18 protein-coding genes are annotated in these 18911 nt (G+C 62.5%); 12 read left to right on the forward strand and 6 right to left on the reverse strand.

The features are described from left to right. Positions 1–47: 47 nt before the first annotated feature. From AKL02_RS12615 to AKL02_RS12640, 6 genes are all read left to right on the forward strand, one after another. Positions 48–461 carry a hypothetical protein gene (locus AKL02_RS12615; RefSeq protein WP_078571758.1) on the forward strand — a complete coding sequence of 138 codons (414 nt, stop codon included), beginning with the start codon at positions 48–50 and terminating at the stop codon, positions 459–461. Positions 462–547: 86 nt separating this feature from the next. Continuing rightward, positions 548–2065 (forward strand): Asp-tRNA(Asn)/Glu-tRNA(Gln) amidotransferase subunit GatB, encoded by a 1518-nt coding sequence (gene gatB, locus AKL02_RS12620; RefSeq protein ID WP_083078862.1) that lies wholly within the window; start codon positions 548–550, stop codon positions 2063–2065. A 143-nt stretch (positions 2066–2208) separates the two neighbouring features. Continuing rightward, positions 2209–3180 carry a DUF808 domain-containing protein gene (locus AKL02_RS12625; RefSeq protein ID WP_083078966.1) on the forward strand — a complete coding sequence of 324 codons (972 nt, stop codon included), beginning with the start codon at positions 2209–2211 and terminating at the stop codon, positions 3178–3180. Positions 3181–3253: 73 nt separating this feature from the next. After that, positions 3254–3997 carry an alpha/beta hydrolase gene (locus AKL02_RS12630; RefSeq protein WP_083078863.1) on the forward strand — a complete coding sequence of 248 codons (744 nt, stop codon included), beginning with the start codon at positions 3254–3256 and terminating at the stop codon, positions 3995–3997. 97 nt (positions 3998–4094) lie between these two features. Then, positions 4095–4805 carry an alpha/beta fold hydrolase gene (locus tag AKL02_RS12635; protein WP_083078864.1) on the forward strand — a complete coding sequence of 237 codons (711 nt, stop codon included), beginning with the start codon at positions 4095–4097 and terminating at the stop codon, positions 4803–4805. 100 nt (positions 4806–4905) lie between these two features. Then, on the forward strand, positions 4906–5850 hold the full coding sequence (locus tag AKL02_RS12640) for a hypothetical protein (RefSeq protein WP_083078865.1): 945 nt from the start codon (positions 4906–4908) through the stop codon (positions 5848–5850). A 114-nt stretch (positions 5851–5964) separates the two neighbouring features. On the opposite strand, the gene phaZ is transcribed toward AKL02_RS12640, so the two are convergent. Next, positions 5965–7275, reverse strand: a complete 1311-nt coding sequence (phaZ, locus tag AKL02_RS12645; RefSeq protein ID WP_078542728.1) for a polyhydroxyalkanoate depolymerase — start codon at positions 7273–7275, stop codon at positions 5965–5967. A 110-nt stretch (positions 7276–7385) separates the two neighbouring features. On the opposite strand from phaZ, the gene phaC reads away from it, so the two are divergent. The 5 genes from phaC (at position 7386) to AKL02_RS12670 (ending at position 13157) form a co-directional block, all read left to right on the forward strand. Continuing rightward, positions 7386–9179, forward strand: a complete 1794-nt coding sequence (phaC, locus tag AKL02_RS12650; protein WP_083078866.1) for a class I poly(R)-hydroxyalkanoic acid synthase — start codon at positions 7386–7388, stop codon at positions 9177–9179. 142 nt (positions 9180–9321) lie between these two features. After that, entirely contained in the window at positions 9322–9771 is a 450-nt protein-coding gene (locus tag AKL02_RS12655) for a phasin, PhaP (protein WP_078542726.1), read from the forward strand. A gap of 150 nt (positions 9772–9921) precedes the next feature. Next, complete coding sequence (phaR, locus tag AKL02_RS12660) at positions 9922–10470, forward strand: polyhydroxyalkanoate synthesis repressor PhaR (RefSeq protein ID WP_078522837.1); 549 nt, start codon at positions 9922–9924, stop codon at positions 10468–10470. A 301-nt stretch (positions 10471–10771) separates the two neighbouring features. After that, positions 10772–12721, forward strand: coding sequence for a threonine--tRNA ligase (gene thrS / locus AKL02_RS12665; protein WP_083078868.1), 1950 nt, complete (start codon positions 10772–10774; stop codon positions 12719–12721). Between the two features lie 229 nt (positions 12722–12950). Next, positions 12951–13157, forward strand: a complete 207-nt coding sequence (locus AKL02_RS12670) for a cold-shock protein (protein ID WP_075775516.1) — start codon at positions 12951–12953, stop codon at positions 13155–13157. A gap of 91 nt (positions 13158–13248) precedes the next feature. Here the strand turns inward: AKL02_RS12670 and AKL02_RS12675 are convergent, their stop codons facing one another. The 5 genes from AKL02_RS12675 to proS all read right to left on the reverse strand — a co-directional run bounded on the left by AKL02_RS12675 (position 13249) and on the right by proS (position 17532). Then, entirely contained in the window at positions 13249–13572 is a 324-nt protein-coding gene (locus tag AKL02_RS12675; RefSeq protein WP_083078869.1) for an arsenate reductase family protein, read from the reverse strand. Then, positions 13569–14252, reverse strand: coding sequence for an ABC transporter ATP-binding protein (locus tag AKL02_RS12680; RefSeq protein ID WP_083078870.1), 684 nt, complete (start codon positions 14250–14252; stop codon positions 13569–13571). Before AKL02_RS12680 ends, AKL02_RS12675 begins: the two co-directional genes overlap by 4 nt. Next, positions 14245–15537 carry a lipoprotein-releasing ABC transporter permease subunit gene (locus AKL02_RS12685; protein WP_083078871.1) on the reverse strand — a complete coding sequence of 431 codons (1293 nt, stop codon included), beginning with the start codon at positions 15535–15537 and terminating at the stop codon, positions 14245–14247. Before AKL02_RS12685 ends, AKL02_RS12680 begins: the two co-directional genes overlap by 8 nt. Before the next feature lie 146 nt (positions 15538–15683). Beyond that, entirely contained in the window at positions 15684–16208 is a 525-nt protein-coding gene (locus tag AKL02_RS12690) for a hypothetical protein (protein WP_083078872.1), read from the reverse strand. Then, positions 16195–17532 (reverse strand): proline--tRNA ligase, encoded by a 1338-nt coding sequence (proS, locus tag AKL02_RS12695; RefSeq protein WP_083078873.1) that lies wholly within the window; start codon positions 17530–17532, stop codon positions 16195–16197. The genes AKL02_RS12690 and proS overlap by 14 nt, the downstream gene beginning before the upstream one ends. A 236-nt stretch (positions 17533–17768) precedes the next feature. On the opposite strand from proS, the gene AKL02_RS12700 reads away from it, so the two are divergent. Next, a complete protein-coding gene (locus AKL02_RS12700) occupies positions 17769–18911 on the forward strand; it encodes an AI-2E family transporter (protein ID WP_083078874.1) in 1143 nt (380 codons plus the stop codon).

Below are 18911 nucleotides of genomic sequence, written 5' to 3' on the forward strand. Positions count from 1 at the left end.
CGCCTGCGCCTTGCAGGCGTTACGCAATTTCGCGGATGGGCTCGACCATGGACGACAATGAATTTGAATACCGACACCAGGCCCGCCGGGCGGGAGGTTATCTCGCCCTCGCCTTCGGGATGGCGCTGCTTTACGGCGCAATGAAACTGACCGCGACGACATGGATTCATGTCGCTGCGTGGATCTATCTCGCCCTCACTTTGTACAAGCTGATGCGCAACCGCTCGGGGCTGCTGCGGATCACGCCTGCGAGGATGGAAGTCTATCGCAACGGACGGCAATTGGGCACGTTCCCACTTGCGCAGATCGACTCGGCGCGGCTGCGGCGGCGCAAGCTTGCGGGCGACGAATGCATGGTCACGCTGCGCGACGGGCGCCGCGCCTACCTGCCACGAGAGGCCACGCCGCCGCTCGACCGGCTCAGCGCGATTTTCGAATCCTATGGGGTGCCGGTGGTCTGATCCCCAATCCGGGGCGGTCGCCCTCTTGCTCCCGCCCCTGCCCTGCCCTAGAAGCTTGCCCAAGCCTTTACTGACAGGATGTGGACATGCTCGACCATCTCGAATTCCAAGCCCCCGAACCCAAGGTCATTGCCGGTGCCAAATCGGATTGGGAGCTGGTGATCGGGCTTGAAGTCCACGCGCAGGTGGCATCGAAAGCCAAGCTGTTCTCGGGCGCCTCGACCAAGTTCGGCGCAGAGCCGAACTCCAACGTGGCCTTCGTCGACGCGGCGATGCCGGGGATGCTGCCGGTGATCAACGAGTTCTGCGTGGCGCAGGCGGTGCGCACGGGCCTCGGCCTCAAAGCCGATATCAACCTGCGCTCGGCCTTCGACCGGAAGAACTATTTCTACCCGGACCTGCCGCAGGGCTACCAGATCAGCCAGCTCTACCACCCCATCGTGGGCGAGGGCGAAATCATCGTCGATATGGGCCCGGGCGTCGCACGCAAGGTCCGGATCGAGCGCATCCACCTCGAACAGGATGCGGGCAAGTCAATCCATGACATGGACCCGCATATGTCCTTCGTGGACCTCAACCGCACCGGTGTCGCGCTGATGGAGATCGTCTCGCGCCCCGACATTCGCGGCCCCGAAGAGGCGGCCGCCTATGTCGGCAAGCTGCGTCAGATCCTGCGCTATCTGGGCACCTGCGACGGCAACATGCAGAACGGCAACCTGCGCGCCGACGTTAACGTCTCGATCTGCAAGCCGGGCGCTTACGAGAAATATCAGGAAACGCAGGATTTCTCGCATCTGGGCACCCGCTGCGAGATCAAGAACATGAACTCGATGCGCTTCATTCAGCAGGCGATCGAATACGAGGCGCGTCGCCAGATCGCCATCGTCGAGGACGGCGGCGAAGTGGTGCAGGAAACCCGCCTCTACGATCCGGACAAGGGCGAGACGCGCTCGATGCGTTCGAAGGAAGAAGCGCATGATTACCGCTACTTCCCCTGCCCCGACCTGCTGCCGCTCGAGATCGAGCAGGGATGGGTCGACGATATCGGCACCTCGATGCCAGAACTGCCGGACGAGAAGAAAGCACGCTTCGTCAAGGAACTGGGCCTGTCGGAATATGACGCCTCGGTGCTGACCGCAGAGGTCGAGAACGCGGATTACTTCGAGGCTGTGGTGGCCGAGGCCGGTGACGGCAAGCTCGCCGCGAACTGGGTCATCAACGAGCTGTTCGGCCGCTTGAAGAAGGAAGATCACGACATCACGTCGAGCCCGGTCGATGCCGCGCAGCTAGGCGCGATCATCCGGCTGATCAAGTCCGACAAGATCTCGGGCAAGATCGCCAAGGACCTCTTCGAGATCGTCTATACCGAAGGCGGCGACCCCGAGAAGATCGTGGAAGAGCGCGGCATGATCCAGGTCACCGATACCGGCGCCATCGAGGCTGCCGTGGACGAGGTGATTGCTGCGAACCCCGAGCAGGTCGAGAAGGCCAAGGCCAACCCGAAACTGGCTGGCTGGTTCGTCGGTCAGGTCATCAAGGCCTCGGGCGGCAAGGCCAACCCCAAGGCGGTCAACCAGATCGTGGCGCAGAAGCTGGGGCTGTAAGCCTTTCAAACCAATCCGATCAAGGCGCCTTCGGGCGCCTTTTTCATGTCCGCCCGGAAAGAATTCGGGAACAAGTCTTCGCGCTTGTGGCTTGGGGAGACGCGCCCTAGGCTCACGCGGGCGTGATTGAGAAAGGGTTTGCGATGAGTGGCTTGCTGGCATTGCTGGATGACGTGGCGGGGATCGCCAAGGTGGCGGCGACCTCCATCGACGACGCGGCAGGTCAGGCGGCCAAGGCAGGCTCGAAAGCCGCTGGCGCGCTGATCGACGATGCCGCGGTCACGCCGAAATATGTCCACGGCTTCAAGCCCGCCCGCGAATTGCCGATCGTGGGAAAAATCGCGCTCGGTTCGATCAAGAACAAGCTGATCTTCCTGCTGCCGGCGGCGCTGCTGCTGTCAGCCTTCGCGCCGTGGCTGATCACGCCCTTGCTGATGCTGGGCGGCTCCTACCTGTGTTTCGAGGGCGCGGAGAAGGTCTATCACCTGTTCAAACCGCATGAGCCCGATGCAGAGGGCCATGTCGCGGCAGAGACCGCTGACCATCTCGAGGAAAAGCGCGTCAAATCCGCGGTGAAGACCGATTTCATCCTCTCCGCCGAGATCATGACGATCGGCCTCGCCGCCCTGCCCTCGGGCCAGCCGATCTGGATGGAGGCGATCGCGCTTGCGATCATCGGGATCGGCGTGACCGTGGTGGTTTATGGCTCCGTCGCGCTGATCGTGAAGGCCGATGATGCGGGGCTCTGGCTGGCCGAGAACGCGAACCTTGCTGCGACCCGAGCCTTCGGGCGCGGCATGGTGAAAGTCATGCCGTGGCTGATGAAGACCCTGATGATCGTCGGCACCGCCGCGATGATCTGGGTCGGCGGCAATATCGTGCTGCACGGTCTGGCAGAGCTTGGCTGGCACGCGCCCTACGACTGGATCCACCATCAGGCCGAGGCCGCAGCCCATGCGGCAGGCACGGCGGAAGGCTTCGTCAGCTGGGCCGTCACCGCGTACTTCGACGGCATCTTCGGTCTGATCTACGGTCTGGTCCTGATCCCCATCGTCACCCGGATCATCCAGCCGATCTACCGCGCCGTCACCGGCAAGGAAAAGCCCGCGCACTGAGCGCAAGCGGACAGGTTGAGGCCACCCGCGCCGCCCGATAGGCTGGGCGCGAACAGATCGCAGGGGAGCGCAGATGACCGAGTATTTCGACACCCAAGAAGGCCGCCGCATCGCCTATAATCTGACGACGGGCAAAGGGCCGGGCGTGGTGTTCCTCGGCGGGTTCAAATCGGACATGGAAGGCACGAAGGCGCTGGCGCTTGAGGACTGGGCCAAGCGCGAAGGCCGCGCCTTCCTGCGCTTCGACTATTCCGGCCACGGCGTCTCGGACGGCGCATTCGAGGACGGCGCGATCGGCGACTGGTTCGAGGATGCGCGCGACGTGGTCATGGCCAAGACCGAAGGCCCGCAGATCCTCGTGGGCTCCTCGATGGGCGGCTGGATCTCGCTCCTGATGGCGCGCGAACACCCGGAGAAAGTCGCGGGCCTCGTCACCATCGCCGCCGCCCCCGATTTCACCGAGGACGGCTATTGGGCGAGTTTCGACAAGGAAACCCGGCACAAGCTGGAGAGCGAAGGCTCCATCGCGATCCCGTCGGATTACGGCGAGCCCTATGTCATCACGCGCCGCCTGATCAACGAGGGTCGCGAGCGGCTGGTGCTGCGCAGCCCGCTGGCGCTCCCCTTCCCCACGCGTTTCCTGCAAGGCACCGCCGACGAGGCCGTCAGCACCGAGACCGCGATCCGGCTGCTGGAGCATGCCGAGGGCGCGGACATGCGCCTGACCTTGGTGAAGGGCGCCGATCACCGCTTCTCGGACCCCGATTGCCTCGCGCTGATCGAGACCGCGCTTGCGGAGGTGCTGGCCCGGCTGTGATCCGCTGCCGGCGGCATTTCGATTTGCTTGACCTCGGCCCTTGCGGCACACTCGACGCGAGAAGCGCGAAAACGCGCCGCGATTGAGGTTTCGAGCGATGCCAAGCGACCCGCTGGTCTTTCTACCCGGATTCATGTGCGACGCACGGCTGTTCTGGCACCCGCTGCAGGAGCTGTCTTCCGAGCGCTCGGTAATGGTGGCGCGGTTGCGTGGCGCGACCATCGAGGAGATGGCGCAGACCGTGCTCGACGAGGCCCCGCCGCAATTCGCGCTGGTCGGGCATTGGCTGGGTGCGGTGGTCGCGATCGAGATCCTGCGCCGCGCCCCCGACCGGGTGAGCCAGGTCGCGCTGCTCGACGTCTCCCCCCTGCCCGAGATGCCGCAGATCGCCGCCGCGCGCGAAACCCGGATCGTGAAGGCGCTCACCGGGCGGCTCGACGAAATGATGCTCGAAGAAATTCCCGCCGACAGCCTCGCCCCCGATCCCGGCCGCGCCGAGATTCAGGCGATGATGCTGGAGATGGCGGCAGGCTTGGGCGCCGACACGTTCGAGGCGCAATCGCGCGCCCTGATGCGCCGCCCTGACCTGCAACGCACGCTGCGCGCCACGAAAACCCGCGCGCTGCTGATGTGCGGCGAATACGACAAGATCTGCCCGCCCCGCCGCCACGAATTCCTCGCCGAGCTGATGCCCCACGCCGAATTTCGCCTGATCCTCGGCGCAGGTCACCTGAGCCCGCTCGAGCAACCCGAGAAGATCACCCAGAACCTGCGCGACTGGCTGGAGGCGCCTTTATTGTTGGCGTGAGGCGGATGGGCGCTTGGCGGACGAAGCCGACCAAACATGATCGGTGCTGTTAACCGTGGTAAAGCAATTGGAATATCAGCACATAAAGAGAGTGCCATAGATGCGTCCTGACGAATACTGGAAGAACTTCAATCTTGGCACCGAGCTAGATATCGCCGGTCGGTTCCTGTTCAATGGACTGCAAGCATTTCACGAAATGAGAAACTTCGCGGCTGAAGAAGATGCCTTTGAGTTTCTCTATGGCGTGGCCGTGGGGATCGAACGATTGCTGAAAATCGCGGTTATCCTGACCGAGCACGATACGTCAACGGATCAGGCCGAGTTTGAGAAGGGGCTCATCACCCATAGTCACCAGGAGTTAGTCAAGCGGCTCAAAGAGAGCCATGAAATCAATCTCGCTGGCGTGCACAATGAGTTCATCGGCATTCTTTCCAGCTTCTACAAATCCCAACGTTACGGCCGGTACAACCTAGCATCGGTGTATGGCCCGGCGCGCGAGCGGGACGACCTCAATGCCTTTCTAGAAAAGCATCTGAGTTTCAAGATCGACATTGAAGGCATGTTCACTGTGACGCCCAATGAGCGCCGCCACAAGAAGTTCGTTGGTAAGGTGATCTCGAAAATTGTGCTTCCGATTTTCCAAATCATTAGAAGCGAGGCAGGCAGACTTAATCTCTATACATATGAAGTCGAATACGGGTCGAAAGCTTCAAAGATCTTTATCGGCGAAAGCTTCGATTTCGAAGGCGAAGATTTCCTGCAAGTCGAGTTGATCGCTTACTTCGCTTCCGGGGCGGCATCTGGCCCCAATGTTAGATTCATACGTGACCTCATTGCGCCACTGCCATTCGATCCGGCATTAGAAGCCGATTACCTTGCAGCGCTGAGATCGGATCGTCAGAAGCAGAGTGTGCTTGACGAGTTGGAGGCCCACTACGAAGAGGTCGAAGATTTCAGGGAAAGGCGCGAGACTCTGGAAGTGGCTATTTCCGACCACTTAAGTTACGGCGAAGATGAAGATGGCAGCGAGGAAAACTTCGATTAATTGCCTTGAGAATGTCCGGAGTGGGCTCGAAGCGGCCAAACAACTCGATCCGCATCAAACGAAAAACGCCGCCCGTTTCGGAGCGGCGTCTTCAATTCCGCGAAAGTCGAAGTCTCACCCCGCCTCGGCCGTCTTCACCTTCTTCTTGCGGATCGGCGTGACCGTTGCGGGTTTCCCCTTCCCGGGCGCCGGGTTGTCGGCGTTCTCGTCGATGAAATCGAGGACCAGCGGGCGGATGTTGTTGCGCCAATGCGACCCTGCGAAGATGCCGTAATGGCCTGCGCCGGGCTCGAGGTGTTGCTGTTTCATCGAATCCGGTACGCCCGAGCACAGGTCGAGCGCGGCGACGCATTGGCCGGGGGCGGAGATGTCGTCTTTCTCGCCTTCCACGGTCTTCACCGCGACCTTGGTGATCTTCGAGATATCGACCATCTTGCCGCCGACCTCGAAGCGGTTCTGGGCGATCTCGAGGCCCTTGAAGATCCGCTCCACCGTCGAGAGGTAGAACTCCGCCGTCATGTCCATCACCGCGAGATATTCGTCGTAGAAGCGGTAATGCTTGTCATGCTCGGAGCCCTCGCCCTGCGCCTCGCTCCAGATCTTCTCCTGGAAGGCCTGCGCGTGCTTGTCCATGTTCATCGAAATGAACGAGGCGAGCTGCATCAGGCCCGGATAGACCAGACGGCCCGCGCCCTTGTATTTGAAGCCGACGCGCTGGATCACCATTTGCTCGAGCTGGCCCATCGTGACGCGACGCCCGAAATCGGTAACCTCGGTCGCTTTCGCGTCGGGATCGATCGGCCCGCCGATCAGGGTCAGCGTGCGCGGCTGCGCGGCCGGATCTTCGGCTGCCAGATAAGCGGTCGCGGCCAGCGCGAGCGGCGCGGGCTGACACACGGCGATCACGTTGCAGTCAGGGCCCATCTTCTTCATGAAATCGACAAGGTAGAGGGTGTAGTCCTCGATATCGAACTTGCCCTCAGAGACGGGGATGTCACGCGCATTATGCCAATCGGTCACCCACACATCCGCATCGGGCAGCAGCGAGGCCACGGTCGAGCGCAGCAGCGTCGCGTAATGGCCCGACATCGGCGCCACCAGCAGGATGCGCCGCTCCATCGGCTCGCGGCCGTGGACGTTGAAATGCACGAGGCTGCCGAAGGGCTTGTCGAGCACGGTCTCGACCTCGACGAGGTGATCGCGCCCGTCCTCCGCCGCGATCGAATGGATACCCCAGTCGGGCTTGATCACCATCCGTGCGAACGAACGCTCCGTCACCCGGCCCCAGGCCGACATGATCTTGAACATCGGATGCGGGGCGAGCCCCCAGACCGGGTAGGAGGCCATGGCACGCGCCGAGGCGCCCATCCACTCGTTCGTGTTCCTGAAGGTCTCCATCAGGTCGTAGGACATGATCGTTTTCATATACAACTCCTCGGGGCGGGCCACGCACTCACTCGGCAATGGAAACGCCGCTTTACCCCAAGACTGCGGCGATATTATGCTGGTGCAGAGGATAGGGAGGAATATCATTTATGACAACCGAGGAGACGGACAAAATTGCTGCGTCGCAGAAAATGCAGGACAATCTGGCCCGCATCGAAGAACTGACCGAGCGCATGGTCGATGCGATCGCGCATAAGCGACCGATGAACCCGGCCCTCGAAGGCCCCGGCGCCGATCTCTACATGACGTCCTCTGCCGCCATGATGAACGAGTGGCTCGAAAAGCCCTCGAAAATCCTCGAAGCCCAGGTGAATTACTGGGGTCAGGCGATGAAGCATTATCTCGAAGCGCAGGAGGCGCTCGCCAAGGGCGCGTTCCGCCCGCCGGAAGATCCCGGCCCCTCCGACCCGCGCTTCGCCAATCCGCTCTGGGACAGCCACCCCTATTTCAACTACATCAAACAGCAGTATCTGATCGCGGCCAAAGGCGTGAAGGAGGCGGTCGACAAGCTCGACGATCTCGATCCGGTGGACCGTCAGCGACTGAACTACTTCTCGCGCCAGATCATCGACCTGATGGCGCCCACGAATTTCCTCGCCACCAACCCCGACGCGCTGGAGAAGGCGATTGAGACCGAGGGCGAGAGCCTCGTGAAAGGGCTCGAGAACCTCGTGCGCGACATCGAGGCGAACCGCGGCGATCTGCTGGTGACGCTGGCCGACAAGGATGCCTTCACCGTGGGCGAGAATATCGGCACCGCCGAGGGCGCAGTGATCTACCGCAACCGTCTGTTCGAGCTGATCCAGTACACGCCGACCACCGAAAAGGTTCACAAAACCCCGCTGGTGATCTTCCCGCCCTGGATCAACCGTTTCTACATCATGGACCTGAAGCCGCAGAATTCGCTGATCCGCTGGATCGTCGATCAGGGCTTCACCCTCTTCGTGGTGAGCTGGAAGAACCCCGATCAGAGCTATGCCGATGTCGGCATGGATGACTACGTGCAGGAAGGCTATCTGACCGCGATCGACGAGGTGAAGAAGATCACCGGCGAGAAGAAGGTCAACGCGGTGGGCTATTGCATCGCAGGCACCACGCTGTCGCTGACGCTGGGCCTTCTGAACAAGCGCAAGGACAAGTCGATCAACTCGGCCACCTTCTTCACCACGCTCACCGATTTCTCGGATCAGGGCGAATTCGCGGTCTTCCTGCAAGACGATTTCGTCGACGGGATCGAGCGGCAATGCAAGGCCGACGGGGTGCTCGACAGCTACTTCATGTCGCGCACCTTCTCCTACCTGCGCTCGAACGACCTGATCTACCGGCCCGCGATCCGCAGCTACATGATGGGGGAATCCCCGCCCGCCTTCGATCTGCTGTTCTGGAACGGCGACTCGACGAACCTGCCGGGCAAGATGGCGGTCGAGTATCTGCGCGGGCTCTGCCAGAAGGACCGCTTCGCGCGCGACGGCTTCGAGGTGCTGGGCGAGACGGTCAAGGTCTCGGACGTGAACGTGCCGCTGATGGCGATCGCCTGCGAGACCGACCACATCGCGCCCTGGGTCGCCTCGTTCAACGGCGTCGCGAAGATGGGATCGAAGGACAAGACCTTCATCCTGTCGCAGTCGGGCCATATCGCCGGGATCGTGAACCCGCCCAGCAAGAAGAAATATGGCCACTACACCTCTGAGGCGCCGGTCGCGAATCCCAACGAGTGGAAAGCGCAGGCGGAGTTCCACGAGGGAAGCTGGTGGCCGCGCTGGGGCGAATGGCTGGCCAAGAAGTCCGGCGCGATGGTGCCCGCACGCCAGCCCGGCGATGCAGATCACCCGGTTTTGGCTGATGCGCCCGGCACTTATGTCAAAGAAATAGTTAAGATATAACTTTCCCGTTTGGGTTGAAAATTTCTGCGGCGCAGCAATTCTTCTCTTGAAATGCTGCGCCGCAGCATGTATATACGTTGCGTAACCCAAAGGGCCCCGCCAACGTTCCAGACCACGGGCCCCAACCCAACGGAGCATTCACATGGCTAAGACCCAAGACTACACCAAGATCATGCAGGACATGATGGCGTCCTTCCCCGTCGACACCTCGAAATTCCAAGACGCTTTCAAATCGCAAGCGGCTCTGGGCGAGAAGATGTCGCAGGTGGCGCTTGAAGCTGCCGGCAAGTCGACCGAAATCTCGACCAAATGGACCAAGGGCACCATCGACAAGATGGGCGACCTGACCAAAACCAAGGAAGAGCCCGCCGATTACGCCAAGGCGATGAGCGACTTCGCGTCGGCTTCGGCCGAGATGGCTGCCGAAAACATGGCCGCTTTCGCTGAAATCGCGAAAAAGGTTCAGATGGACACCGTCGAGCTGATGATGGCTGCCGGCAAGGACATGTCGGAAGAAGCCTCCGCAAACGTCAAGAAGGCGACCGCCGACATGACCGCTGCGACGAAGAAAGCCACCGCGGCTGCGAAGTAAGAATTCACCGCGGGCACCGGCTTCCTCCTCCCAGTCGGCCTCGCGTATCTCGGGCGCGCCCTCGTGGCGCGCCCTTTTTCTTTTATTGCTTTTGGCAGCGCGGCGTCACACAATCGCTGCACAAGCACAATTCGGGGAGGATCGCATCACATGGCCGAAGACGAAAAGCCCTTGCTGATCAAGCGTTACGCCAGCCGCCGTCTCTACAACACCGAGACCAGCGATTACGTGACGCTCGAAGACATCGCGAAATTCATCCGCGACGGGCGCGAGGTGCAGATTGTCGATCTGAAATCGGGCGACGACTTGACGCGGCAATATCTGCTGCAGATCGTGGCCGAGCACGAAAGCCGCGGCGAGAATGTCCTGCCGGTCGACGTGCTGACCGATCTGGTGCGCTCCTATACGGGGGCTGCGCAATCGGTGGTGCCGCAATTCCTCGCAGCCAGCTTCGAGATGCTGCGCGAGGGGCACTCGCATATGCTCGAGAATATGAACAAGATGCCGAATCCCATGGCCTCGATGCCCGGCTTCGAGGCGCTGCAGGCGCAGCAACAGGCCTTCTTGCAGAACATGATGGCCGGCTGGGGCACGGCAGGCTCGTCCGGCCCCGCGCCCGATGACGGCGATGATCGCGGCGAGTTGGACTCGATCAAGAAACAGCTCGCCGATCTGCAGAGCAAGCTCAACAAGATGTAAGTGAGAGGCGCCCGAGCGGCGCCTTTTTCTTGGCCCATAGCCAAGGGGGGCTCTGCCCCCTCGGTGCTTCGCACCTCACCCCCGGGATATTTTTGCCAACACGAACGCGCACGAGGCTTTCAGCTTCGGCTTGGCCGAAATATCCCGGGGGAGCGCGCCAGCGCGGGGGCGGAGCCCCCCCTGCGACATCTCCCCCTGCCCGGCCCCATTGACAGCCGCGCGCAAGCCGCGCAAAAGGCTCGGGAAGCATATATCCCGCAACCGGGCGTTCCGTGGGCGCCAAACCGACGAGGAGGACGACATGTCCCAGATCTCCCTCACCTTTCCCGATGGCAATTCGCGCGACTATGACGCAGGCGTGACGCCGGCCGAAGTGGCCGCCTCGATCGCACCGTCGCTGGCGAAGAAAGCGATCTCCGCTCAGGTGAACGGCGCGCATTGGGATCTGCAATGGCCGATCCAGGAAGACGCGCAGATCGCCATCAACACGATGCAGGATGACGGCCCCGCGCTGGAGCTGATCCGCCACGACCTCGCCCATATCATGGCCCGCGCCGTGCAGGAGCTCTATCCCGGCGTGAAGGTCACGATCGGCCCGGTCCGCGACAATGGCTGGTTTTACGACTTCGACCGCGAAGAGCCCTTCACGCCCGAAGACCTCGGCGCGATCGAGAAGAAGATGCGCGAGATCATCAACGCGCGCGACGCCATCAAGACCGAGGTCTGGAGCCGCAAACACGCGATCGACCATTATCTGGCGACGGAAGAGCCCTACAAGGTCGAGCTGATCAACCGGATCCCGCAAGGCGAGGACATCCGGATGTATTGGCACGGCAACTGGCAGGATCTCTGCCGGGGCCCTCACCTGCAGCATACCGGTCAGGTTCCGGCGGATGCGTTCAAGCTGACCCATGTCGCGGGCGCCTACTGGCTGGGCGATTCCAGCCGTCCGATGCTGCAGCGCATCTATGGCGTGGCCTTCAAGAACAAGAAGGATCTCAACGCCTGGGTCACGATGATGGAGGAGGCCGCCAAGCGCGACCACCGCAAGCTCGGCCGCGAGATGGACCTGTTCCACATGCAGGAAGAGGCGCCGGGCCAGATCTTCTGGCACCCGAACGGCTGGACCATCTACACCGCGCTGCAGGACTACATGCGCCGCAAGCAGCGCGATGACGGCTATGTCGAGGTGAACACGCCGCAGGTGGTGAACCGCAAGCTCTGGGAAGCCTCGGGCCACTGGGAGAACTATCAGGAGAACATGTTCATCGTCGAAGTCGACGAGGATCATGCGCGCGAGAAGACGGTCAACGCGCTCAAGCCGATGAACTGCCCCTGCCACGTGCAGATCTTCAATCAGGGCGTCAAATCCTATCGCGACCTGCCCCTGCGCATGGCCGAGTTCGGCTCCTGCGCGCGCTACGAACCCTCGGGCGCGCTGCATGGCATCATGCGCGTGCGCGGCTTCACGCAGGACGACGCGCATATCTTCTGCACCGAGGATCAGATCGAGGCGGAAACCGAGAAGTTCATCAAGTTCCTCTCGGGGATCTATGACGATCTCGGCTTCACCGACTGGCGCATCAAGCTGTCGACGCGCCCCGAGAAGCGCATCGGTAGCGATGAGAGCTGGGATTACACCGAAGCCGCGCTCGGCAATGCCTGCAAGGCCGCCGGTTACGACTATGAGATCTTCGAAGGCGAAGGCGCGTTCTACGGGCCGAAGCTGGAATTCGTGCTGACCGATGCGATCGGGCGCGACTGGCAATGCGGCACGCTGCAGGTCGACACCAACCTGCCCGAGCGGCTGGATGCGGAATTCGTGGGTTCGGATGGCGAACGCCACCGTCCCGTGATGCTGCACCGCGCGGTGCTGGGCTCGTTCGAGCGCTTCATCGGCATGCTGATTGAGAACTTCGCCGGCAAGATGCCGCTCTGGCTCGCGCCGCGCCAGGTGGTCGTGGCGTCGATCGTCTCGGACGCTGACGACTACGTGCTGGAAGTGACGTCGAAGCTGCGCGCCGCGGGCATCCGCGCCGAGGCCGACACCCGCAACGAGAAGATCAACTACAAGGTCCGCGAGCACTCGCTCGGCAAGGTCCCCTATATCTTCGCGATCGGGATGAAAGAGGTCGAGGAACGCACCGTGTCGGTCCGCAAACTCGGCGATACCCGCACCTCCACGGTGGCAATCGACGAGATCGTCGAGCAGCTGATCACCGAATCGACGCCGCCCGATTTGCGCGGATAATTGCCGCAAATTCAGGCCGATCCGGAATTTTCACAGACCTGTGAGGGGCTTGCGCCCCTCACGGAATGTCATTGCATTTTTGCAATTCTCGGAGAGACTTGAATATGCGTGTGTTACAGACTTTCCTACCGCCTCGCTTCTGAAAAAGGCAGCCGGAAGACCCGAAAGAGACTGGCTGCACGGCCCGGACGCAATATCGCGCCGGGAGACTACGAAGGAGAAGACGGTAATGGCCACTGGCACCGTGAAATGGTTCAATTCTACCAAGGGTTACGGCTTCATTGCGCCTGACGAAGGCGGCAAGGACGTGTTCGTGCACATCTCTGCTGTCGAGCGTGCGGGTCTCAAGGGGCTCGATGACAATCAGAAGATCCAATATGAGCTGCAGTCGGGTCGCGACGGCCGCTCCTCGGCATCGGATCTGGTCCTGCTCTGATCTTAGGATCGGACGGTAAGGATTTGAAACGGCGCGCATCGCGGGATGCGCGCCGTTTTTCTGTCTCAGCCTATGACGAAGGGGTGCCCACTCAGAGCCACTCGGCCTGCGTGGCCTTCGCCCAGCCCAGCGTGAGCTTGTCGCCCTCGCGGATCACCGGGCGCTTCATCAGCGTGGGATGTTCGCCCAGCAGGTCGGCGACGGGCTTTTCGCGTTCACCCTCGGGCAGATTGCGCCACGTCGTGGAGGCACGGTTGACGATCTTGTCTCCGAAGGCCGCCTCGAACTCCGCGACCTCGGTCCCCGTCAGAGGCTCCGCCCGCACGTCGCGGAACGCCACGTCGCGCCCGGCCGCTTCCAGCGCCTTGCGCGCCTTGCGCACCGTGTCGCAGGTCGAAATCCCGTAAACGATCATATCCCCTCCTCCAGCGCGCCATTGTCCAGATGCAACACGCGGTCCATCTTGGCGGCGAGCTCCATGTTATGCGTCGCGATCAGTGCCGACAGGCCCGTCTCGCGCACCAGCCCCATCAGCACGTCGAACACCGTGTCCGAGGTGGTCGGATCGAGGTTGCCCGTGGGCTCGTCGGCCAGCAACAGGCTCGGCCCGTTCGCCAGCGCCCGGCAGAACGCCACGCGCTGCTGCTCGCCCCCCGACAGCGCCGAGGGGCGGTGATCCATCCGACCCGCCATACCGACGCGGCTCAAGAGGTCCTTGGCCCGCTCTTCCGCGGCCTTGCGGCTGACGCCATTGGCGAGCTGCGGCAGCACGATATTCTCGACCGCCGAGAACTCCGGCAGCAGGTGGTGGAACTGGTAGACGAAGCCCAGCTTCTCGCGCCGCGCCGCCGTGCGTTTGCCATCGCGCGCGCCGGTCAGGTCCTCGCCATCGATCAGAACCCGCCCGGAATCGGGCGTGTCCAGCAGCCCCGCGATATGCAGAAGCGTCGATTTCCCCGCCCCCGAAGGCGCGACCAGCGCCACGACCTGCCCTTTCGGAATGGTCAGATCGAGACCTTTGAGCACCGTGATCTCGTTCGGCTTGCCCCGGTTGTAGCACTTTTCCAACTGTTCGCAGATCAGCACGTCATTCATAGCGCAGCGCCTCCACCGGGTTCATGCGCGCAGCACGGCGCGCCGGGAAGATGGTCACGATGAAGCTCAGCGTCAGCGACAGCGCCACCGCCTTGGTCACGTCCCAGGGCTGCAATTTCGCGGGCAGATGATAGATGCCGCGGATCGACGGGTCCCAGGCATCGCCACCATTGAGCCAGTTCACGAAGCCCATGACATGGTCGATATTCACCGAGAACAGCACCCCGATCCCCAGACCGGCCAGCGTCCCGATCACCCCGGTAAACGCGCCGCAGAGGAAGAAGACCCGCAGGATCGAACCCTCGCTGAGCCCCATCGTGCGCAGGATGCCGATATCGCGGCCCTTGTTCTTGACCAGCATGATCAGCCCCGAGGTGATATTCATCGAAGCGATCAGCACGAGGATCGAGAGGATGATGAACATCACGTTATCCTCGACCGAGAGCGCGCGCAGGAAGCTCGAGGACGCGTCCTTCCACGTCCACAAGAGCGTGCCCTTGCCACTGGCATCCATGATCGCGGGCTCCCATTCGGCGATACCTTCGGGATCGGCCACGTCGACGTCGATCTCATCCACCCCGCCCTCGCGGTTGAAGAAGCTCTGCGCCTCCTTGAACGGCATATAAAGCCGCGTCTGGTCGATGTCGTAGCGCCCGGCCGAGAACACATACGAGATCTTGTAGGCGTTCACCCGCGGGCTCGTGCCCGACGGCGTCTTGGCCCCGTTGGGCGAGATCACCTTGACCGTGTCGCCCACCGTCACGCCTAGATCGCGCGCCATCCCGATGCCGATCGCGATGCCTTCACCGAAATTGTCGATATCGCCCTGCGCGTCGTCGGAATGCGCGATATTGGGGATGTTCTTAAGATCCGACAGCGCCAACCCGTAGACATCCGCCACGTTGGCGCGGTCGCCGAAGCTGACCATCGCCTGACCGCGCACCGCCGGGGCCGCACTGACCACGCCGGGGATCGCCTTGATCCGGTCGGAGCGCGCGGCATAGTCGCGGATCAGCTTGGAATAGACGCCCGAGCCCTCGGCCACTTCCATCGGTGCGGAATAGACCGTGATCTGCGGGTTCGATCCCACGATGGTCGAGACGAACTCGGCACGGAAGCCCGCGCGCACGGCAAGCGTCGCGATCAGCGCGGCCACGCCCAGAGCGATGCCGATCAGGGAAATCCATGTCATGACCGAGACGCCACCTTCGGCGCGGCGCGCGCGCAGATAGCGCCACGCGATCATGAACTCGAAACGGGAAAACGGGGCAGTGCGTGCGGCCATCGGCTCCATCCACGAAAATTCGGCGCAAGCTGGCGCGGCGGGGTCGAAAGGTCAAGCCTGCGTCCGGTCATAGCGGCGAGAGCGCGCCTGTTTCGGCTTGGTCGAAATATCCCGGGGGAGCCCGGAACGGGCGGGGGCAGAGCCCCCTATTTGCAGCCCAGCGTACCGGGCACATCCGCCAGAAGTGGCGCCATGCCCTCGGCCAGATCGGCCGGGTAATCGGTCTGGACGGAGGCGAGCACCGCCCCACCCGCGCAATCGAGCCGCTCGGTCTTGCGCAGCGTCACCTTGCCGAACGTGTCCTTGGAGCGGATTGCGAACCCGTCCTCGGTCACGTCATCCGACAGCACCGTATCGCCATCGAGCAGGATCGTGTGCAGCAGTTGATCATGCGCAGCCGCCAGATCAGACCCCTGATCAGCATGGGCGCGCAGCGCGACATGGGCGGTCTTGTGCGGGTCGATATCGGGGGCGGAGAACAGGATCCCGCCTCCCGGCATCTCGTCCGACGTCCAGCCCTGCGGCACCTTGGCGGAGATGCCGAGCGTCTCGCTCAACCACGCCACGAGGCCCTGCTCGGCGCCCTGCCCCGTGCCTTCGGCCAAAGCGGGCCCGGCGAGCAGGCTCGCCGCGACCGCGCTGGCGGCAAAGATCAGATCAAAGCCCTTCATAGATGCCCACGATCTTCTCGACCGCCTCTTCCGCCGGCATCTCTTCGCTCTCGCCGGTGCGGCGGCAGGTCAGTTCCACCTTGTTGGCCGCGATCCCGCGCGGACCGACGGTGATCCGCCACGGCAGACCGATCAGGTCCATGGTGGCGAATTTCGCGCCCGCGCGCTCTTCGCGGTCGTCATAGAGCGGGTCGAGCCCGTGATCGAGGAACGCCCGGTAGATCGCTTCGCAGGCGCTGTCGCAGCTGACATCGCCCTGCTTGAGGTTGACGATACCGACATGGAACGGCGTCACGCCCTCGGGCCAGATGATGCCCTTCTCGTCGTGGTTCGCCTCGATCAGCGCGCCGACGAGACGGCTCACGCCGATCCCGTGCGAGCCCATATGGACCGGGACTTTCGAACCGTCCGGGGTCTGGACACTCGCGCCCAGCGCCTCGGAATATTGGGTGCCGAAATAGAAGATCTGACCGACCTCGATGCCGCGCGCGACGCGGCGACGTTCTTCCGGGACCTCGTTGAAGGCCGCCTCGTCATGGGTCTCGTCGGTGCGGGCATAGCGCGAGGTGAATTCCTCCAGCACGCTTTGGCACTGCGCCACGTCGTCGTAATCGATCTCGCGGTCACCGAAGGTCAGATCGGTGATCTCGCTGTCGTAGAACACTTCCGACTCGCCCGTCTCGGCCAGCACGAGGAATTCATGGGTGTAATCGCCGCCGATCGGGCCGCTATCGGCGCGCATCGGGATCGCCTGCAGGCCCATACGCTCATAGGTGCGCAGGTAGCTGACGAGGTGGCGGTTATAGGCGTGAAGCGCGTCTTCCTTGCTGAGGTCGAAGTTGTAGCCGTCCTTCATCAGGAATTCGCGGCCGCGCATCACGCCGAAGCGCGGACGGATCTCGTCGCGGAACTTCCACTGGATCTGATAGAGCGTCAGCGGCAGCTGCTTGTAGCTCGACACATGCGCGCGGAAGATATCGGTGACCATTTCCTCGGCGGTGGGCGAATACAGCATATCGCGCCCCTGACGGTCGGTGATGCGCAGCATCTCTTCGCCATAGCCGTCATAGCGGCCCGACTCGCGCCACAGATCAGCCGATTGCAGCGTCGGCATCTGGATCGCGAGATGGCCGGCGCGCGCCTGCTCTTCGTGCACGATCTGCTCGATCCGGCGCAGCACCTTGAAGCCCATCGGCAGCCAGGAATAGATCCCGGCCTGCTGCTGCTTGATCATACCCGCACGCAGCATCAGCCGATGCGAGGCGATCTGCGCCTCGGCGGGGGTTTCCTTGAGAACGGGAAGAAAATAGCGGGACAGGCGCATGAGCGGTCCTTCGAGGGTTGGTGTCAGACGTTGCGTTTGGCCTAGAGGAAACGGGGGCGTTGGGCAAGATGGTGGCGCAGGTTGCGGCTGTCGCCTATGAGGGGGCTCCGCCCCCGGCGCATCCGCGCCTCCCCCGGGATATTTCCGCCAAGAGGAAGGGGCGCGTGCGCCCGCACTTGATTTCCCACCGCATTTCGCCACGTTAAAGCGAACGCATCACTGACGAAGGACCGCGCATGGCCCTGCCTGCCCGCCAGCAAGTCACCTATTGGTCCGTCGCCGCTCTGGTGCTGATCCTGTCGCTGTGGTGGCTGGGCAATGTCATCCTGCCCTTTATCATGGGCGGCGCGATCGCCTATTTCCTCGACCCGCTGGCCGACCGGCTGGAGAAGCTGGGGTTGAGCCGTGCGGTCTCTACCGCGATTATCGGGCTGGCGACGGTGCTGATTTTCGTGATCGTTGCGCTCGCCGTGGTGCCGATGCTGGCGCGGCAGTTGGGACAGCTCGTCGCCCTCGCCCCCGATCTTCTGGCCTCGTTGCAGGCCTTCCTGAACGAGCGTTTCCCCAATCTCCTGCAAAACTCGGTCGTGAACGACACGCTCAATACGCTCGGCACCGCGATCAAGGCGCGCGGCGGTGAATTGGCGGCGACGCTTCTGAGTTCGGCGATGACGCTGGTAAACGTGATCATCTTCATCGTCGTGGTGCCGGTCGTGGCCTTCTACATGTTGCTCGACTGGGATCGGATGGTGGCGAAGGTCGATGGCTGGCTGCCGCGCGATCACGTCCATACGATCCGCACCATCGCCCGCGATATCGACCGGGTGCTTTCGGGCTTCGTGCGCGGTCAGGTCACGGTCTGCCTCGTGCTGGGCGCCTTCTACGCGATCGCACTGATGGCGGCGGGGCTCGATTTCGGGCTGCTGGTGGGCTCGGTCGCAGGTGCGCTGACCTTCATCCCCTATATCGGAGCGATCATCGGCGGCGCGCTCGCCATCGGCCTCGCGCTGTTCCAGTTCTGGGGCGAGTGGTTCAATATCGGCATCGTCGCGGGCATCTTCGTGCTCGGTCAGTTTCTCGAAGGCAATTTCGTCACCCCGAAACTCGTGGGCGATTCGGTCGGGCTGCATCCGCTCTGGCTGATCTTCGCGCTGTCCGCTTTCGGCACTTTGTTCGGTTTTGTTGGCATGTTGGTCGCCGTTCCCGTCGCTGCGGTGATCGGAGTGGTTGCGCGCTTCTTCATCGACCAATATCTGCAAGGGGCGCTTTACCGAGGGCAAACGGAGCGCGAGCCGACAGCCCATTCGCCGATCTCACTCATCAACGAGGAGACCGGGGAAGTGACGGGCGCGACCGAGACGACCGAACACGAGAGCTGA

This window comes from Thioclava electrotropha (assembly GCF_002085925.2).
Classification (GTDB): Bacteria; Pseudomonadota; Alphaproteobacteria; order Rhodobacterales; family Rhodobacteraceae; genus Thioclava; species Thioclava electrotropha.

Bases quoted from the DNA above. Each gene is read 5' to 3' on its own strand.
- AKL02_RS12615 (WP_078571758.1), top strand. From the start codon at position 48: ATGGACGACAATGAATTTGAATACCGACACCAGGCCCGCCGGGCGGGA.
- gatB (WP_083078862.1), top strand. From the start codon at position 548: ATGCTCGACCATCTCGAATTCCAAGCCCCCGAACCCAAGGTCATTGCC.
- AKL02_RS12625 (WP_083078966.1), top strand. From the start codon at position 2,209: ATGAGTGGCTTGCTGGCATTGCTGGATGACGTGGCGGGGATCGCCAAG.
- AKL02_RS12630 (WP_083078863.1), top strand. From the start codon at position 3,254: ATGACCGAGTATTTCGACACCCAAGAAGGCCGCCGCATCGCCTATAAT.
- AKL02_RS12635 (WP_083078864.1), top strand. From the start codon at position 4,095: ATGCCAAGCGACCCGCTGGTCTTTCTACCCGGATTCATGTGCGACGCA.
- AKL02_RS12640 (WP_083078865.1), top strand. From the start codon at position 4,906: ATGCGTCCTGACGAATACTGGAAGAACTTCAATCTTGGCACCGAGCTA.
- phaZ (WP_078542728.1), bottom strand. From the start codon at position 7,275: ATGAAAACGATCATGTCCTACGACCTGATGGAGACCTTCAGGAACACG.
- phaC (WP_083078866.1), top strand. From the start codon at position 7,386: ATGACAACCGAGGAGACGGACAAAATTGCTGCGTCGCAGAAAATGCAG.
- AKL02_RS12655 (WP_078542726.1), top strand. From the start codon at position 9,322: ATGGCTAAGACCCAAGACTACACCAAGATCATGCAGGACATGATGGCG.
- phaR (WP_078522837.1), top strand. From the start codon at position 9,922: ATGGCCGAAGACGAAAAGCCCTTGCTGATCAAGCGTTACGCCAGCCGC.
- thrS (WP_083078868.1), top strand. From the start codon at position 10,772: ATGTCCCAGATCTCCCTCACCTTTCCCGATGGCAATTCGCGCGACTAT.
- AKL02_RS12670 (WP_075775516.1), top strand. From the start codon at position 12,951: ATGGCCACTGGCACCGTGAAATGGTTCAATTCTACCAAGGGTTACGGC.
- AKL02_RS12675 (WP_083078869.1), bottom strand. From the start codon at position 13,572: ATGATCGTTTACGGGATTTCGACCTGCGACACGGTGCGCAAGGCGCGC.
- AKL02_RS12680 (WP_083078870.1), bottom strand. From the start codon at position 14,252: ATGAATGACGTGCTGATCTGCGAACAGTTGGAAAAGTGCTACAACCGG.
- AKL02_RS12685 (WP_083078871.1), bottom strand. From the start codon at position 15,537: ATGGCCGCACGCACTGCCCCGTTTTCCCGTTTCGAGTTCATGATCGCG.
- AKL02_RS12690 (WP_083078872.1), bottom strand. From the start codon at position 16,208: ATGAAGGGCTTTGATCTGATCTTTGCCGCCAGCGCGGTCGCGGCGAGC.
- proS (WP_083078873.1), bottom strand. From the start codon at position 17,532: ATGCGCCTGTCCCGCTATTTTCTTCCCGTTCTCAAGGAAACCCCCGCC.
- AKL02_RS12700 (WP_083078874.1), top strand. From the start codon at position 17,769: ATGGCCCTGCCTGCCCGCCAGCAAGTCACCTATTGGTCCGTCGCCGCT.